The 17,426-nt window shown below is 74.8% G+C and carries 6 protein-coding genes; all 6 read right to left on the bottom strand.

Going from position 1 to position 17,426, the window contains the following annotated elements; all coding sequences use genetic code 11:
• Nucleotides 1-133: 133 nt before the first annotated feature.
• Genes ACH4S7_RS35595 through ACH4S7_RS35570 form a run of 6 tightly spaced genes read right to left on the bottom strand, consistent with a single transcriptional unit; the run spans nucleotide 134 to nucleotide 17,367 of the window.
• Nucleotides 134-1,144 (bottom strand): ABC transporter substrate-binding protein, encoded by a 1,011-nt coding sequence (locus ACH4S7_RS35595; RefSeq protein WP_398525564.1) that lies wholly within the window; start codon nucleotides 1,142-1,144, stop codon nucleotides 134-136.
• Between the two features lie 32 nt (nucleotides 1,145-1,176).
• Nucleotides 1,177-2,007: an SDR family NAD(P)-dependent oxidoreductase gene (locus tag ACH4S7_RS35590; protein ID WP_398525563.1), complete on the bottom strand. Its 831-nt coding sequence runs from the start codon at nucleotides 2,005-2,007 to the stop codon at nucleotides 1,177-1,179.
• The gene (locus ACH4S7_RS35585; protein ID WP_398525562.1) at nucleotides 1,997-8,095 is read right to left on the bottom strand and encodes an amino acid adenylation domain-containing protein; all 6,099 of its coding nucleotides are present in this window, start codon (nucleotides 8,093-8,095) and stop codon (nucleotides 1,997-1,999) included. The genes ACH4S7_RS35590 and ACH4S7_RS35585 overlap by 11 nt, the downstream gene beginning before the upstream one ends.
• A gap of 56 nt (nucleotides 8,096-8,151) precedes the next feature.
• On the bottom strand, nucleotides 8,152-9,324 hold the full coding sequence (locus ACH4S7_RS35580; RefSeq protein ID WP_398525561.1) for an acyl-CoA dehydrogenase family protein: 1,173 nt from the start codon (nucleotides 9,322-9,324) through the stop codon (nucleotides 8,152-8,154).
• The gene (locus ACH4S7_RS35575; protein ID WP_398525560.1) at nucleotides 9,317-15,952 is read right to left on the bottom strand and encodes a type I polyketide synthase; all 6,636 of its coding nucleotides are present in this window, start codon (nucleotides 15,950-15,952) and stop codon (nucleotides 9,317-9,319) included. Before ACH4S7_RS35575 ends, ACH4S7_RS35580 begins: the two co-directional genes overlap by 8 nt.
• Nucleotides 15,949-17,367 carry a SidA/IucD/PvdA family monooxygenase gene (locus tag ACH4S7_RS35570; protein WP_398525559.1) on the bottom strand — a complete coding sequence of 473 codons (1,419 nt, stop codon included), beginning with the start codon at nucleotides 17,365-17,367 and terminating at the stop codon, nucleotides 15,949-15,951. Before ACH4S7_RS35570 ends, ACH4S7_RS35575 begins: the two co-directional genes overlap by 4 nt.
• Nucleotides 17,368-17,426 lie beyond the last annotated feature (59 nt).

The following is a 17,426-nucleotide window of genomic DNA, read 5'->3' as shown; positions in this document are numbered from 1 at the left end:
TCCCCCCCCCCCCCCACTCCGCCCGCGGGGTGGGGGTGGTGGGTTCCCCCCGGGGGGGGGGCCCCCCCCCGGGGGGCCCCCCCCCCCCGGGGGGGGGGCCCCCGGGGGGGGGGCCCCCGCGCCCGGCCGGGGACTACTTCCTCGTCTCCGCGAGGTAGGTCTGCCAGACCTTCTGGACGGTCGACTGCGAGGCCAGCTCACCCTTTCCGGAGGCGAGCGTGTTCAGGTCGTGGGCCGAGCCGTAGAAGGCGAATCCCGACATGCCGTACCAGATGTCGGCGTCCGGGATGACGACCTTCCCCTTGAGCTGGGCGAAGGTCGGCTGCTTCTGGAGCGCGGCCGGGTCGTAGTAGGCGCCCTTGGGAATGACGATGAGTTCGGCGTCCTGCTCGGGCAGGAACTCCGAGGACAGCGGCACCGAGTAGCCCTTGACCTCACGGCGCTGGAACTCGGGCCGGGTGAAGCCGGCCTCCGCGATGAGGGTGGAGATGGGCACGTGCGGCGGCATGGTGAAGTTGTTCTGCCCGAAGGAGTTGCCGAGCAGGGAGAGCGAACGCTCACCCTGCTTGGCCTTGTTGGCCTCCGCGGGCTTCTTCAGCAGCGTCTCGGTCGCGGCGATCTGCCGCTTGCCGGTCTCCTCCTGGCCGAAGTAGCCCGCCGTCCTGGTGACGATGTCGCGCCAGGTGCCCTCGATGGGCAGCACGACCGTCGGCGCCAGGGTGACGAGCTTCTTGTAGCCGACCCCCGCCGGCCCGGCCGCTCCGGTGCCGACCAGCAGGTCGGGCGCGTCGGCCGCGAGCTTCTCCAGGGACGGCACGGTTCCCACGGTCACCTGGCGGACCTCGATGCCCTCGGCCTTGAGGATCTCCTGGGCGCGCGGCTGGGCGCTCGCGTTGTAGACGGCCTTGGGCTTGATGCCGAACGAGACGAGGGTGAGCCCGGCGACCTCGTCCAGCGCGATCACGGACTTGGGCGCGGTCGGCACGGAGAGGGTGCCGAGCGCGTGGGTGATGGTGCGGCTGGTCTTCTCACCGGAGACCTTGTCCCCGCCGTTCGCACCGTCCTTCTCCGACGATGTTCCGCAGCCGCCGAGGAGCAGCGGCACCATCAGGGCCGCTGCGACAAGGACACGACGCTTACTCATGACTTCTTCTTTCGCTGTTTCTTCTCTTCGTCCTACGCTCGCGCGCCGGCGTTACCGAGCATTCGGTTCACCTGCTGGGCGAGCGCCCTCGGCAACCGGGAGACCGCGGCGATGAACACCTTGTTGCGGAGTCCGGGCAGCGAGAACGTCTTTCCCCTCGCGATGTCCGCGAGGCAGCGGTCGACCACTTCGTGCGGCTCCAGCCACCATCCGTCGCCGACCGTGTGCACGTCGATGCCCGCCCGTGCGTGGAACTCGGTGCGCACGAACCCCGGGGCGAGGACCATCACTCGGGTGTTCGTGCCGCGCAGGGCGTGGCTCAGCCCCTGCGAGAAGTACAGGACCCATGCCTTGGATGCGGCGTAGGTCGATCCCCGTCCCGGCACCAGGCCGGTGATGGAGGAGAGGTTGACGACCGTCCCGCCGTCGCCTGCCAGCATCACGGCGACGGCGGCGTGGGTGAACTCCTGGGTGCTGGTGACGTTCACCGCGAGCTGGTCGGCCAGCTCGGTCCGGTCCACCGACCAGAAGGCGCCCGAGAGCCCGAACCCGGCCGCGTTGACCAGGATGTCGACCCCGTCCTCGATGCGGGCGACCACTTCGCGCCGGTCGGCCGCGGAGGTCAGGTCGGCGGGCAGCACCGTGCAGCGGACGCCGTACCGCCTGGTCACCTCGTCCGCGACCGTCGACAGCCGGGCCACGTCCCGGGCGACGAGCACGAGGGAGTACCCCTGCCGGGCGACGCGGTCCGCGAAGGCGGCGCCCAGGCCCGAGCTGGCCCCGGTGATCAGGGCGCACCGGTCGCGGGCCGCACCCGTACTCCCGGTGGACGGCCGCCGCTCCACGGGCGGTTCACTCGTCATCGTCGTCCTCGCCGTCCAGATAGGCGTCCAGTTCGTCGTCGCTCAACTCGGAGACCTCCCGGTAGAGCCCGGCGATCTCCTCCAGCCGGGCGCCGTCCGTCTCCGTGCCGTGGAGCAGGGCCGCGAATTCGGCCGCGCTGCGGGTGGAGAAGATCCCGCCGGGCCGGATCCGGGCGCCGGTCAGGATCTCCCGCAGGTCCAGCACCACCCGCGAGACGATCAGGGAATCGCCGCCGAGCAGGAAGAAGTTGTCGTCGGGCAGGACCCGTTCCACCTCCAGGCGGCGGCTCCACACCTCGCACACCAGCCACTCCAGCGCGCTGCCGGGCGCGGTCCGGTGCTCGTCCGCCCCCGCGTCGGCGCCGTCGGGCTCACTGTGCTCGTGCTCGTACGCGCGCAGCAGCGCGGCCCGGTCCACCTTGCCGTTGCGGCTGGTGGGCAGGGTGTCGACGACGATCAGGCGCTGGGGGCGCAGGGCGGGCGGCAGTCCCTCCATCGCGGCCTCCCGTACGGTCACCGGATCGACGCCGTCGGCCAGCACGACGAAGGCGACGAGTGCGCGCACCGTGCCGTGCACGGGGCCGGGCACCGGGAGCGCGGCGGAGCGGCGCACGCCGGGGACGCCGTTGAGGAAGGCCGTGACCTCGCCCGGTTCCACCCGGTGGCCGCGGATCTGCACCTGGTCGTCGGCGCGGCCGATGAACTCGATGAGCCCGTCCCGGAACCGTCCGAGGTCACCCGTGCGGAAGAACACCTCCCCGGTGTCCGGGTCCGTGTGGTGGCGGGTCCGGGAGAGCCCGTCGGCGGTGAGGTAGCCGGGGGTCACGCCCACGCCCGCGACCACGAGTTCGCCGCTGGCCCACGCCGGCCGGTCCCGGAAGTCGCCGTCCACCACCCGGTAGTACGTGGCGGGGATCGGCCGGCCGTACGGGACGGTCGCCCAGTCGGCGCCGACGGCGTCCGCTCCGTCCACCTCGTGGACGATGTTCCAGCCGGTGGTCTCGGTGGGGCCGCCGATGCTCACCGGCCGGACCGCCGGGGCGGCCGTCCGCAGCCGGTCCAGCAGCGGCAGCGGCACCCAGTCGCCCCCGGTCAGCACCCATCGCAGCGACGGCAGTCCGGGGGCGCCCGCGCCGCCGACCCCGTCGAGCAGCATCTCCACCACGGCCGGGGCCGCGCACACGGCGGTGACCGTGTGACGGGTGACGGCACGCGCCCACTCCTGCGCGTCGGCCGCGCAGCCGCGCCCGGCCAGGACGACGGTGCCGCCGGCGCCGAGCACCACGAACAGGTCGAACAGCGACAGGTCGTGGTGGAGCGAGGCCACCGCCAGGGAGGTGTCGCTCTCGGTGAGGCCGAAGCGGTCGATGGTGTGCTCGACACAGTTGGCGAGTCCGTCGAGGGTGACCGGCACGCCCTTGGGTTCGCCGGTGGAACCCGAGGTGAAGAGCACATACGCCCAGGCGGATCCGGACCGTTCGGAGGGCGCGGCGGGCCAGGGGTCGCGCCAGGGCAGCCCGGCCGCCCCGGGCACCAGCGGGGAGACGTCGACGCAGGTCACGCCGGGCCAGCCGGCGTCCGGCGCGAGTGCGCGGGTCTCCTTGTCCGTCAGCACCACGCTGACGCCGGCCCGGCGCAGGACGGTGGCGATCCGCTCGGGCGGTGCCTCGGTGTCGAGCGGCAGATACGCCCGGCCGGCCTCCAGCACGCCGAGACAGGCCGCGTACTGGCGCCAGCCGCGCTCCACCAGGACCGCCACCGGCGCGTCGGCCGTCCCGGTCACGGCCGGTGCTTCGGTGGTTGCCGGCACCTCGGTGGTCGCCGGCGCTTCGGCGGTGGCGGTGAGCGCCTCGGCGGTGGCCGGCACCTCGGTCGTCGTGGTGGCGGTGAGCGCCTCGATGGTCGCCGGCACCTCGGCGGTGGCGGTGAGCGCGTCGGTCACGGCCAGTGCGACGGCGCGGACCGCCGCGGCCAGTTCACCGCGGGTGACGGTGGTCTCGCCGTCCACCAGCGCGGGGGCGTCGGCGTCCCGGAGGGCCTGTTCCCGGATCACCGTGTGCGGCCAGCGGCCCCGCGCGGTGCGTGCGGGGCTCTCGCCGCGCTCCCGGGCGACCGCTCCGGTGACCGCCGCCACCGGGGGCGCCGACCAGGACGACGCGGCGTCGGCGAGGGCCTCCAACTGGGCCACGAGGAGGCGGAACACCCCGTCCACGACGGCGGCCGGGAAGAGTTCCTCCACCACGTCCCAGTTGATCACCAGGGCGCCGTCCCGCTCGCGGAGCAGCAGGTCCATCCAGACCTGGGGGGTCTGGCTGAGGGCGTAGGTCTCCCGCAGCCGCCCGTCGAAGATCGCGTCCACGCCGTCGCCGACGCCGAGTTCGCTCGTCATCACCACCGGCGCGAGCGCCTCGGTGACGCCGCCGTTGCGGCGGATCAGCTCCCGGGTGACGTCCATGCCGCTGAACTGGCGGTGGTCCAGATCGGTGAGCAGCCGCTGCTGGAGCCGCGCCACCAGGTGGTCAAAGGTGCCGACCTCGGCGGTGTCCACCTCAAGCAGGGTGAAGGAGGCGCACTCGCCGACGATGTCGTCGATGTCGGGGTGGACCGGATAGCGGCTCATCCCGGGCACATTGAGCAGGAAGCGGGGCTCGTCCGACCACTGGGCGAGGGCCCAGGCGTAGGCGGCGAGCACGACCGCCGTGGGGGTGAGCCCCCGGTGGGCCGCGTCGCTGCGGATCCGCTCCCAGCGTTCGGGCGCGAGGGTGTGGCGCCGGTTGACGAAGACCGGCGCGGTCACGGCGGCCGGGTCCCGCAGGAGCGGCAGCCGCGGTCCGCCGGGCAGCGTGTCGATCCGGTCCCGCCAGTAGTCGGCCGCCCGCTGGAACTCGGGCCGCTCGCGCAGTCGGGCCACCGCCGCGACGTACTCCCGGAAGGTGGGCGCGTCGGGGGCGGGGTCCAGCGGTCCGCGGAGCGCGGCGGACCAGTCGTCGAAGATCACTTGAATGCCGCGGGCGTCCGCGAGGAGGGCGTCGATGGAGACGCACATCCGCAGTGCGTCTCCCGGCAGCCGTACGAACACCACGCTGAACAGGGGGAAGAGGCCCGGCGGGCGGCTCTCGTGGGAGAGCCGGTCACGGACGGCCGCCGCCGCGCCCGGATCGGCCACCGCGTCCACCACCTCGCAGACGTACGGGGGGACGTCCGCGGCGGGCAGCACGCGCTGGGTCATGGTCTGTTCGTCGAAGACCGTCCGCAGCATGTCGTGCCGGTCGATCAGCCGCCGCAGCGCGTCCTGGACCTCCTCGATCCGGATGCCGGGGCCTTCCCGGTCGGCCGCGGGGCGCGCCGCCACTCCCTCGTACTCCAGGTAGAGGTGGCAGGCCACCCCGCCGCCCTCGATATCGCCGCCGCGTCCGATCAGATAAGCCTGCTGCTGGTCGAGGAGTTCGAAGGGCTCGTACCGCTCGGACGGCCGACGCACCAGGGCCAGTTCCCCGTCCGGGGATTCGGCCACCGAGACCCGGGAGGCGACCAGGGCCGCGAGCGCGTCGAAGCGGGAGTGTTCGGCGACGTCGGGCACGTTCAGCCGGACGCCCAGCCGGCGCCGGACCGCCGATACGACCTTGATCGCGGTGAGGGAGGAGCCGCCGACCTGGAAGAAGTCGTCCTCGTCGGCGACCTCGGCGACCCCGAGCACTTCGGTCCAGACCGCGGCCAGTTCGGCGTGGGGGCCGGTCCGGTGCCGACCGACGGCCCCCGCAGCGGGCGCGGCGGTGTGGTCCGGCAGGGCGGCCTTGTCCACCTTGCCGCTGGGGGTCAGGGGCAGGGCGGCCAGGAGGATCACCGACGAGGGCACCATGTAGTCGGGCAGTGCCGCGCCGAGCTGCCGCCGCAGCCGGGCGGCGAGACCGTCCCCGGCGGTGGGGCGCGGCACGACGTACGCCACGAGGGCGTTGGCGCCGGAGGCGTCCTGCCGGGTGACCGTCGCCGCGTTGGCGACCTCGGCCTCGTCCAGCAGGCGCGCGGTGATCTCGTCCGGCTCGACCCGGTGGCCCCGGATCTTCGTCTGCGCGTCGGCGCGGGTCACATAGGCGAGCGCGCCGCCGGGCAGCAGCCGCACCAGGTCACCCGTCCGGTACATCCGGTCGCCCGGCGCGCCGAAGGGGTCGGCGACGAAGCGCTCCGCCGTCAGCCCCGGCCGGCGCAGATAGCCGCGGGAGAGCTGCGGTTCCGCCGCGTACAACTCGCCGACCTCGCCCGGCTCCACCGGCCGCAGCAGCGGATCGAGGACGTACGCCCGGCAGGTGTCCAGCAGCGGTCCGAGCGCGACCGGGCCCCTGGCGTGCCCCCGCCCCCGCTGGGGCAGTGGGTAGGCCGTGATGACGTGCGTCTCGGTCGGTCCGTAGTGGTTGTGCAGGGTGGCGCGCGGGTGCGCGTCGAGGAAGCGGCCGATCCAGTCGTTCATGACCAGCGGTTCGCCCGACTGGAAGACATGGCGCAGGGCCGGGAGCGCGGTTCCGGTCTCACCGGCGGCCCGGCACATCTCCTGGAGCATCACCTGTGGGCAGAAGAACTCGGTGATCTCCTGCCGGGCCAGCAGCGCGACCAGCGCCTCGGGGTCGGTGCGCTCCTCGTCGCGCGGGAGCACCAGGCATTTGCCGGCGGCGAGCGCGGTCAGGATCTCCTGGCTCGCGACGTCGAAGTTGAGGCTGGCGAACTGGAGGACCCGCGGTCGGGTCTCGGCGGTGGCGGTCCGGGTGTGCCAGTCCACCAGGTTGCCGATAGCGCCGACCGTGTGCACCACGGCCTTGGGCGTGCCCGTGGAGCCGGAGGTGTAGAGCACGTAGAGCGCGTCGTCGGCGCCCGTACCCGCCCAGTGCGGGTCCCCCGGTCCGGCCGCGTCCGCGATGTCGATGGCCGCGCCGGTCTCCGTGTAGGGCGCGAGGGTGGTCCGGTCGCCGATGACCGTGTCCACGCCCGAGTCGGCGGCCATGAAGGCCAGCCGCTGCCGCGGATAGGCGATGTCCAGCGGCAGATAGGCCCCGCCCACCCGCAGCACGGCGACGATCGCCGCGATGGCGTCGACCGACCGTGGCAGGGCGATGCCGATGGTGCTGCCCCGGCCGCAGCCGTGGGCGCGCAGCAGCCCGGCGATGGCCGCGGAGCGTTCGTCCAACGCCCGGTAGTCGACGACGGTGTCCCCGGCGAGCACGGCGGGGGCGTCGGGGGTACGGGCGAACCGGCGGGCGATGCGCTCCGGCAGCGGGGTGGTCTCCGGTGCGGGCGGCCACTCCCCGCGGACCAGCCGGTCCACGAAGCGCTCGAGGTCGGCCGGGGCGACGGACCGGGTGTCGTGGTCGACCACGAGCGTCCCGTCGGCGCGCCGTTCGACGGCCAGCGGGAAGGCGTTCCGGGGGTCCTCGCTGTGCTCGGTGATGATCACATCGGCCTCCGGTCCGGCGGCGTCGGCGGGTATCCCCCACACCCAGGGCCGGTCGAGCAGCAGGGAGCCGCCCGTCGGGTCCGGCGCGACGGTGACCCCGGTCGCGTCCAGGGAGTCCGGCGCGGTCACCACCTCGCCGGGGGTGACCCCCGGCAGCAGCGCCCGCAGCCAGGCGGTGACCTCCGACTCCGGCACCGCGGCCGACGGCGTCACCTCGACGCGCCGGCGCGCCGGATGGCGGACGGCCTCCCTTCCGGCTGCGGTGTGCGGCGCGACGGAGAGTGGACCGGTCGCGTCCGGAGAGTCGGCGGGCAGCGCCACCCGGGCGCACAGTTCCCGCGCGATGTCGTACGGGCGGGCGGCGCCGCCCGCCCGTGGTGCCGCCACCGAGACGAGGTGGAGGGCGCCCCGGCCGTCGTCGGGCGCGGGCAGTCGGACCACCCGTACCGTCCAGCCGCCGTCCCCGGCGAGGACGTCATGCCACTGCGCGGCCTGGACCTCACGGAACGCGGCGAGCGCGGCGGCCTCCCCGCGGTCGGTGAGATCCACCGTCCCGGCGGTGCCGGACGGCGCGGCGGTCCCGGCCGCCGCCACCCACCGCCGCGCGGGTGCGGTGCCCCGCACCCGCAGCACGATATGGGCCATCGGTGTCCCCATTACTCAGACCGCCTTCATACGATGACGTGACACGAACGTGCTCCTCAGAAGATCGAGAGATCGAGCGGGCCGCCGGCGAACCGGCCGCCCAGCGTCTCGGCGCTGGAGACCCCGCGCGGGGGATGGAAGGCCAGCGCCCGGGAGGCGGAGAGCAGATACGCCACCTCGGGTCCGGTGACGAAGGCGAGCCCGCCGAGCAGCCGGGCCAGCCGGGCGCACAGGTCGGGCAGCCGCTCCTCGACGAACAGCCGGGCCAGCAGCGCCTCGGTCATGGCGGTCTCCGCCGCGCCGCCCGCGTCGAACGTGGCCGCGGCGCGCTCACAGGCGCTGCGGCACACGAACAGTTCGGCGGCGAGTTCGCCGAGCGCGCGCCGGTCCACCCGGGGCGCGTGCGCCGCCCGGTCGAAGAGCGACTGCGCGGTGCCCAGATAGGTGCCGCAGGCCAGTACCTCGAACCAGGTCCAGGCGCGTATCTGCAGTTCGTCCATGCCCCGTTCGGGGCGACCGCCGGGGACCACCATCTCCGCGGGGACGTTGACCTGGTCGAGGACGACCTCCTCGCTCTCCGCCGCGGCGAGGACCGGGCTGCGCCAGAACGGGCGCACTCCGACCCCCGCGATCGACGCCGGGACGACGGCGAGGGCCACCGTCCCGTCCCGCTCGTCATCGGACCGCACCAGCACACTGCTGGTCAGGATGTCCATGGACTTGGCCAGGCTGCACGGCTTCTTCGAGCCGTCGAGGACATAGCCGCCGTCCTCGCGGGCGGTGGCGGTGGTGCGCGGGACCAGGGCGTCCGAGCCCCGGCGGGCCTCCGACGACGCCGAGGCGAGGAGGAGGTCGCGCCGTGCCACCGACGCCAGCAGCGCCCACTGGGGGGCGTCGTCGCCGACATGGACGCGCAGGTACTCCACGAACGACACCACCGCGAGGTGGTGCATCATCGTGCCCACGCCGAGCGACGGGGAGACCGTCGCCAGCGCGGACTGGACCCGCAGGGCGGCACGGCAGTCGAGACCGAGGCCGCCGTGGCGCCGGGGGATCAACAGCCCCGGCCCCCGCGCCGCGCGGAACAGGCCGAGCGCCGGGCTGTCGGCGCCCTCCAGCTCCATCAGCGGGTGGCCGTCGAGCCCGGTCAGCAGACCCGGCAACAGGGTGTCCGTGAAGGCGGCGTCGCCCTCGGTGAAGGCGCTCCGGCGCCGGCCCTGTTCACTCATCGCCGTACTCCTCGTCGATCTCTGTCTCGGTGGCCCGCGTCGTCGCTGCGGTGTTCGCCCCGGTGCTCGCCCGGATCTCGGGGTGTCTGCCGGGGGCGCCGTGGTGGGGTGTGTTCGTCTCGGTGGGGTCGGGCGGCGTGCTGGCCTCCGGGGGGTCACCGGGTGTCGTGTTCAGTGCCCGCGCCACCCATCTGGTCAGTGCGAGCGGGGTGTCGTGGGTGGTGAAGACCTGGACCGGCACGGTCAGGCCGAGGGCCTCCCGCAGCCGCCGCCGCAGGTCGACCGTGGTGAGCGAGTCGAGTCCCAGCTCGGTGAAGGTGTGGTGCCCGCGCTCCCCGGCTTCGGCGGGGGCCAGGTGGAGCACCCCCGCCACCGCCGCCAGCACCGCCGTGTCCGGGCGGACGGCCGGCGCCGGCGGGGCCTGCTCACCACGGGCCGGCTCGGGCGGATCCGCGTCCGTCAGGGGCGGCACCGGGACCCGCGTCGTGGGCCTGATCCAGAACGGGCGGCGGGCGAACGGGGTGGGCGGCAGATCGACCGGTTCGGCGACGGGCCCGCCGAAGGTGTCCGCCGTCCAGCCGACCGGTATCCCCCGGGTCCAGGCCAGCGAGACCGAGGAGAGGAAGTCGCGGTACGACCCGTGGTCGCGCCGGAGACTGCCCAGCACGATCGTGTCCGCGCCGTCCACCAGCCCGTCCAGGGTGGCCGTGATCGGCGAGGTCAGCACCTCGTGCGGACTGATCTCGATGAACGCGGTCCGCCGCGAACCGGCCACCGCCGCCACCGAGCGGGCGAACCGCACCTCGCCGCGGAGGTTCTCGTACCAGTAGGCGGCGTCCAGTTCCGTGCCCGTGAGCCAGGCCGCCCGCGTGGTGGAGAAGAACGGTGTACGGGCCGTACGCGGGGAGATGTCCGCCAGCGCGGCGGTCAGCTCGGCCTCGACGGGCTCGACCATGGCGGAGTGGGAGGCGTAGTCCACGGCGACGGTCGCGGTCCGTACCCCCGCCGCCGACAGACGGTCGACGAGCGCCCGGACGGCCGCCACCGGACCGGACACCACGGTGCTGCCGGGGCCGTTGACGGCCGCGACCGCCACCCCGCCCGCACCGTCTGCACCGTCTGGGGAATCCGCGAGTGCCGCGCGCGCCGCGGACTCGTCGAGCCCGATGACCGCCATGGCGCCGCTGCCCGAGAGGCGGGACAGCAGCCGCGCCCTGGTGGCGACCGTGCGGGCGGCGTCCCCGAGGTCGAGCGCCCCCGCCGCGTAGGCGGCGGCCACCTCGCCCTGGGAGTGCCCCAGCACCAGATCCGGGACCACCCCCCGGGAACGCCACAGCTCCACCAGTCCGACCATCGTCACGAACAACGACACCTGGACGGCTTCGAGGCCCGGTGGCCGTCCGCCGTCGTCGGCACCCGTCACGAGGTCGGGGATCGAGAGGTCGGTGTACGGGGCGAAGGCGTCCGCGCAGGCGGCGACGGTGTCCGCGAACACCGGGGACTCGCGCAGCAACAGCCGCCCCATGCCGGACCACTGGGAGCCCTGGCCAGGGAAGACGAAGGCCACGGCGCAGTCGCCGCGCGCCTCCCCGGAGGCCACCCCGGCGGCGGCCTCGCCGCGCCGGGCGGCGTCGAGCCCGGCGAGCAGACCGGCCCGGTCGCCCGCGACGACGGACGCCCGGTACGGCAGCGCGGCGCGGCGGGTCGCCAGGGTCAGCGCGGTGGCCGCCAGCGGCGGCCCCGGCCGGTCCGGGTCGCCCGCCAGGGCGGTCCGTACCCGCTCCAACTGGGTCCGGAGGGTGGCGCGGTCCCCCGCCGACACCACGAACGGCAGGGCGGGAGGGGCCTCTTCGGGGCGCGGGAGCGCGCCCTCGCCGATCGGTGGCGCCGGCTCCTCGATCACCAGATGGGCGTTGGTGCCGCTCATGCCGAACGAGGAGATCCCGGCCCGGCGCACCCGTCCGCCGCGCGGCCAGGCCGCCGACCGCTCCAGCAGCCGTACGCTCTCCGGCCATTCGACCTTCGGCGTCGGCTCGTCGGCGTAGCGGGTCGCCGGCAGCCGCTGCTCCCGCAGGGACATGACCATGGCGATCAGACCGCCCACCCCGGCCGCGGCCTGGGTGTGCCCGATGACCGATTTGAGCGAGCCGATGAGCAGCGGCGCGGCGGCCCGGTCCCGTACCCCGTAGGTGTCGATGACGGCCCCTGCCTCCACCGAGTCGCCGAGGACCGTGCCGGTGCCGTGCGCCTCCACCACGTCGACGTCGCCGGCGGTCAGGCCGGCGTCGGCGAGCGCCCGGGTGATCACCCGGCGCTGGGCGGTGCCGCTCGGCGCGGTCAGTCCGTTGCTCGCGCCGTCCTGGTTGACCGCGCTGCCCCGGAGGGTCGCGAGGATCCGCAGCCCCCGGCGGCGCGCCTCGGAGCGGCGGGCCACGACGACGACACCGGCGCCCTCGCTCCACACCGTGCCGTCGGCCGCCGCGGAGAACGGTCGGCAGCGGCCGTCGGCGGAGAGCCCTCCCAGCCGCTGGAACTCCTGGAACATCTTCGGGGTGGACATCACCGTCACCCCGCCGGCCAGCGCCAGTTCGCATTCGCCGCGCCGGAGCGCGGCGGCGGCCAGATGGACGGCGACCAGCGATGACGAGCAGGCGGTGTCCACGGTCAGCGCCGGTCCGGTGAGCCCCAGTTGGTAGGAGACCCGTCCGGAGAGGACCGCGTTCGACGCACCGGTCAGCTCATGGCCGCCCAGGTCGTCGCCCGCGTCCCGGGCGGCCGTCGCGTAGTCCCCGGCCATGGCGCCGAGGAAGACGCCGACCTCCTGGCCGCGCAGCGACCGGGGGTCGCAGCCGGCCCGTTCCAGCGCCTCCCAGCACAGCTCCAGCGCGATGCGCTGCTGCGGGTCCATGGCGCGGGCCTCCCGGGGGGAGATCCCGAAGTGGGCCGCGTCGAATCCGGCGACGTCCGCGAGGAACCCGCCGTACCGGGGGTAGGGGCCCGGCACGGCCCAGGCGGGGCCGCGGTCCTCGGGGAATCCGCCCAGCGCGTCCCCGCCGGAGAGCGCCAGCTCCCACAGTTGCCCCGGTGAGGAGACACCTCCGGGGTAGCGGCAGGCCATGGCGGCGATCACCACCGGATCGTCGTCGGGCGCCGTCGGTGGTGTGCCGGGCCGCTCGGCGCGCTCGGCGGACGCCGGTACGGGGGTCTCGTCGGGACCGGTCAGGAAGGCCGCGAGGGCGGCCGGCGTCGGATGGTCGTAGACGAGCGACGTCGGCAGCTCCCGCCCGGTGCGCGCGGCGAGTTCCGCCCGCAGCTCAAGTCCGAGCAGCGAGGTCATACCGAGGTCGGCGAGGGTGTCCGTGGCCCCCACCGCGTGGGCGGGGCGCACCCCCAGCACCTCCGCGACCGTGGCCAGGACGAGCCCGAGGGGATCGCCGCCGGGCCGTGCGGGTGCGGCGGGCGCCGGGGTGGGTGCGGCGGCGGTCTCCGTACCCGGCCAGTACCGGCGCCCGGTGAAGCGGTGGGTGGGCAGCGGCGCCCACGGGCCCCGGTCGAGGCCGGGCAGTCGCGCCCAGTCGATGTCCTGACCCTGTACGTGGGCGAGCACCAGGGTCTCCAGGAACGCCCCGTACTCGTCGGAGCCGTCCCCGAGCAGGGAACCGGCGGCGGGAGCGGCACCGTCCGGGGTGCGGACGGCGGCGCGTGCCATGGCGGTCAGCGCCCCGCCGGGGCCGAGTTCCAGGAAGAGCGAGGTGCCCGATTCGGCGAGTCGCTCCAGGCAGTCGCCGAAGCGGACGGTGTGCCGGACGTGATCCACCCAGTAGTCCGCGGTGCGCAGTTCGTCGCCGGTGGCGAGGGCGCCGGTCACATTGGACAGCACGGGCACGGTGGGACGGCCGTGGTCAACGGTCTCGGCGACGGCGCGGAACTCGGCCAGCACCGGGTCCATGTGGTGGGAGTGGAAGGCGTGGGCGACCTTCAGGACCTTGGTGCGGTGACCGCGGTCGCGCAGCACCCGGGCACAGGCGAGGGTCGCCCGCCGGTCGCCGGACAGCACGGTGCCCGCCGGTCCGTTCACGGCGGCGACGGTCGTTCCCGGATGGCCGGCGACGACCGTGCGGACCTCGTCCTCGGACGCCTCCACCGCCACCATGACCCCGTCGGGGTCGGCCTGGGCCATCGCCGCGCCCCGCGCGAGGACGAGCCGGACCGCGTCGGGCAGCGAGAGGACGCCGGAGACGTGCGCGGCGGCCAGTTCGCCCACCGAGTGCCCGAGGAGCACGTCGGGGACGACGCCGAGGTCCGATACGCCGCCGTACAGGGCGACGCCCAGGGCGAACAGGGCGATCTGGGTGTACTGGGTGGCGTGTATCGGCGCGTCGGCGCCGTCGCCGGTGGGGGGAGGGTCGAACGCGACCCGGTGCAGCGGCAGTTCCATGAGGGGGTCGGCGACGGCCGCCACCGCGTCGAAGTGCCGTGCGAAGGACGGGAGGTGCCGGTGGAGGGCCGCGCCGGTGCCGGGGCGCTGGCTGCCCTGCCCGGGGAAGAGGAACACGGTGCGGCCCCGCGGCCCCGAACCGAGCGGGACGGCCCGGTCACGGCCGCCGTCGGCGATGGTGCGCAGCCGTGCGCGCAGCTCGTCCGTGTCACGGGCGGTGAAGCCACGGCGCACCGACAGCCGGGCCCTTCGGGTGGCGAGGGTACGGGCGACGGCGGCGGGTGGGCCCGACGCCTGAGCGGTGTCCTGCGTGCCCGCCCACTCGGCCAGCGCCGCCGCCGTCAGCCGGAGCGACTCCTCGCTCTCGGCGGAAAGCAGTACGGGTACGGGCAGGGGCGCTCCCCCGGCCGACGCGTCCTGCCCGTCGATCGGTTCGGTGACCGCGTCCGGCTGGTACGGGGAGAGCACCACATGGCAGTTGGTGCCGCCCATGCCCACCGCGCTGACGCCGACCGCGGCGCCGTCGCGCAGCGGGACCGCCCGCGCCGGCACGTCGATGCCCGCGGCGGCGAGCCGGTCCGCGAGCGCCCCGCCGAGATGCCCGGCGGTGCCCGGTACGACACCGTGCCGGGCGACCAGTACCGCCTTCACCAGCCCGAGCAGACCGGCCGCCCCCTCCAGATGGCCGGTGCTCGTCTTGATCGAACCCACCAGCAGCCGCGCCGTACCGCCCGCACCACCGGCAGCGCCTCCGACGCCGAACGCCCGGTCACCCGACGCACCGTCACCGAGGACCAGGCCACCGCCCGCACCGCCACCCCCCGCCCCGATGCCGTCAGCACAGCCACCGTCAGCCGGGCCACCGCCCGCACCACCGGCACCCGTAGCGGCTCCGACGCCGAACACCCGGTCACCCGACGCACCGTCACCGAGGACCAGGCCACCGCCCGTACCGTCGCCCCCCGCCCCGATGCCGTCAGCACGGCCACCGCCCGCCGGGCCACCGAGAACCAGGCCCCCGCCCGCACCACCGGCACCCGTACCGGCGGCAGCGCCTCCATCACCGAACGCCCGGTCACCCGAGGCACCGTCACCGAGGGCCGGGGCCTCGCCCGCACCGTCGTCCCCCGCCCCGATGCCGTCAACACAGCCACCGAACACCCGCAGCAGGGCACCGGCCTCCGCCCGGTCGCCGACCGCCGTCCCGGTGCCGTGGAGTTCCACGAACCCGAGGTCGCCCGGCGCCAGTCCGGCGACGGCACACGCCCGCCGGAGCGCCCGCGCCTGTCCCTCGGCCGTGGGGACCACCAGGTCCGGTCCGGGGGCTCGGCGCGGGCCCGCCGGGACCGCCCGGACCGGGCCCGCGCCCGTACCGCCGCCGTGGGTGACCGCGGTGCCCCGGATGACGGCGTGGACGCGGTCCCCGGCCCGTACGGCGTCGGCCAGCGGGCGGAGCACGACCGCCGCCCCGCCCTCGCCACGGACATAGCCGTCCGCGCCGTCCTCGAAGAGGGTGGCCGATCCGGAGGGTGACTGCCCACCGAAGGCGGCGGTCGCCGTGGCCGCCTCGGTGGAGAGGTTGAGGTTGACCCCGACCACCAGCGCCGCCGAGCAGTCGCCCGCCCGCAGGGCGAGCACCGCCTGGTGGACGGCGACCAGCGACGAGGACTGGCCCGTGTCCACGACCACGCTCGGACCGCGCAGCCCGAACACATGGCTGATCCGGTTGGCCATGACCGACGGCGACCAACCGGTCAGGGACGACGGCCCGATGGGCGCCAGCCGACCGGCCGCGTGTTCCATCGCCCAGTCCGCGCCCATCGAGCCGACGAAGACGCCGAACTCGGTGTCGCGCGGGGCCCCGGGCACCTCCCCCGCGTCCTCCAGGGCGGCCCAGCCCAGCTCCAGCGCCCACCGCTGGTGCGGGTCCATCGTCGTCGCCTCGCGCTCGGACACGCCGAACAGCGCGGCGTCGAAGCGGGCCACATCGTCCGCGTACGAACCGTGCACGGCCTGCCGCCACGATCCGGCCGGGATCGCGCCCCGGTCGAACCGGTCGCCTGGCGCCCGCCCGGCGGCGCGCCGGCCGTCGAGCAGCAGCCGCCACAGCTCCCCGGGGGTTCCGGCGCCCGGCACCCGGCAGGCGAGCCCGACGACGGCGATGTCACCGCGTGTCGTGCGGTCGTTCATGCCTCACCGCCGCGGAGCGCCGTCGCGGCGACGGCCGTACGCTCCGGTCCCTCGAACACTCCCGCGACCGGGGCCGGTGCCGCCGCGCCCCGCCCGTGGACGGCCGCGACCGCCTTCCCCTCCCGGGTCGCGCCCAGCACCCGGTCGGAGAGCAGCCCCAGCGAGCTGAGGTTGGCGAAGCCCGGTCCCTGCTCGTATCCGGCGAGGGTCGGCAGCAGCAGCCGGGGGCTGATCCCGTCGAGGGCGAGGTCCTCGCCGATCCGCCGCTCCAGCGCCCGGACCCCGTCGGTTCCGTCGCCGACCGCCCGGTACAGCGCCTTGCGCGCGAGGGTGCCGAACAGGTCGAGGAACCAGTCGGGGCGGGCGCCCGTGGCGTCGATGACGACATCGAACCGCAGGACCCGGTCGGCGCGGCCGGGGTTGCTCAGCACCAGCTCGGTCTGGTCGCCGACGCGGTCCAGGGAGACCACCGTGCCCTGCTGGTGCTCCACCCGGGCGTCGGTGGTGATCGCCCCGATCGCCCGGGGCGAGAACACCCCGCGGTCGGTCCGCGCGATGACGTCCCTGCGGTCCCGCTCGGACAGTTCGCGCCAGCGCTCCGGGCTGGAGTAGAGGGCGTTCTCGAAGTAGCCCTCGCCGCGGCTGTAGACCACCGGCTGCGGGCTGATCACCGTGGTGGGTCCCGCGTGCTGGTGCGTCAGGTACTCCACGATCGTCGCGGCGGTCTCGCCGCCGCCGACCACGGCCACGCTCGGCTCGACGGCGTCCGTGTCCAGACCCAGCCGCCAGAACTCCTCCACGCTGCGGGTGGCGTCACCGGGGAGCAGGCCGTCGTGCGGACCCGGGCCGCTGATCATCATCTGGTCCAGGTAGAGCCTGGTCGCCTCGCCTTCGGGGCCGTCGACGGTGACCTCCCACCGGTCGCCGGCGATCTCCAGACCGGACACCAGACCGCGTACCAGCGGGAAGTCCATCCGGTCGGCCGCCCAGCGCAGATAGCCGGCCCAGGTGGAGTGGCGGGGGCTGGGCCGGCCGCTGTCGACCCAGGTGGCGTACTCGCCGCGGGAGACCAGATAGCCGGCCCAACTGAACCGCTGCATCCGGGCGTTGACCTCGGTCGTCAGCGGTCCGTACACATCGGACGCGTAGGGGAATCCGAGGTCCTTCTCGGGGCTGGTGGAGAGCCGGGGGCGGCCGTTGGTGCGCCCGCCGGTCGCCGTCCAGTTGGCGCCCACGTCATGGGCTTCCACGACCACCACGCGCGGTGCGTCGAAGCCCAGTTCACGCAGTACCTGGCTCTTGGCGGCCGTCGCCAGCGCCTTCGGTCCGGCTCCGACGACACCGAGCAGCTTGTACGGGTCGCGGTGGCCGGGGCCGAAACGACGTCCGGCTTCCTCCAGGGAGAGCGGCTCCATCGATTCAGTGCTCCAGGCTTCTGTCAGAAGTGCTTCGGGTGGGGAGGCATGCGGGCGCG

This window comes from Streptomyces sp. NPDC020965 (assembly GCF_044333555.1).
Lineage (GTDB): Bacteria > Actinomycetota > Actinomycetes > Streptomycetales > Streptomycetaceae > Streptomyces.
This window is presented reverse-complemented; position numbering and strand designations above follow the sequence as displayed.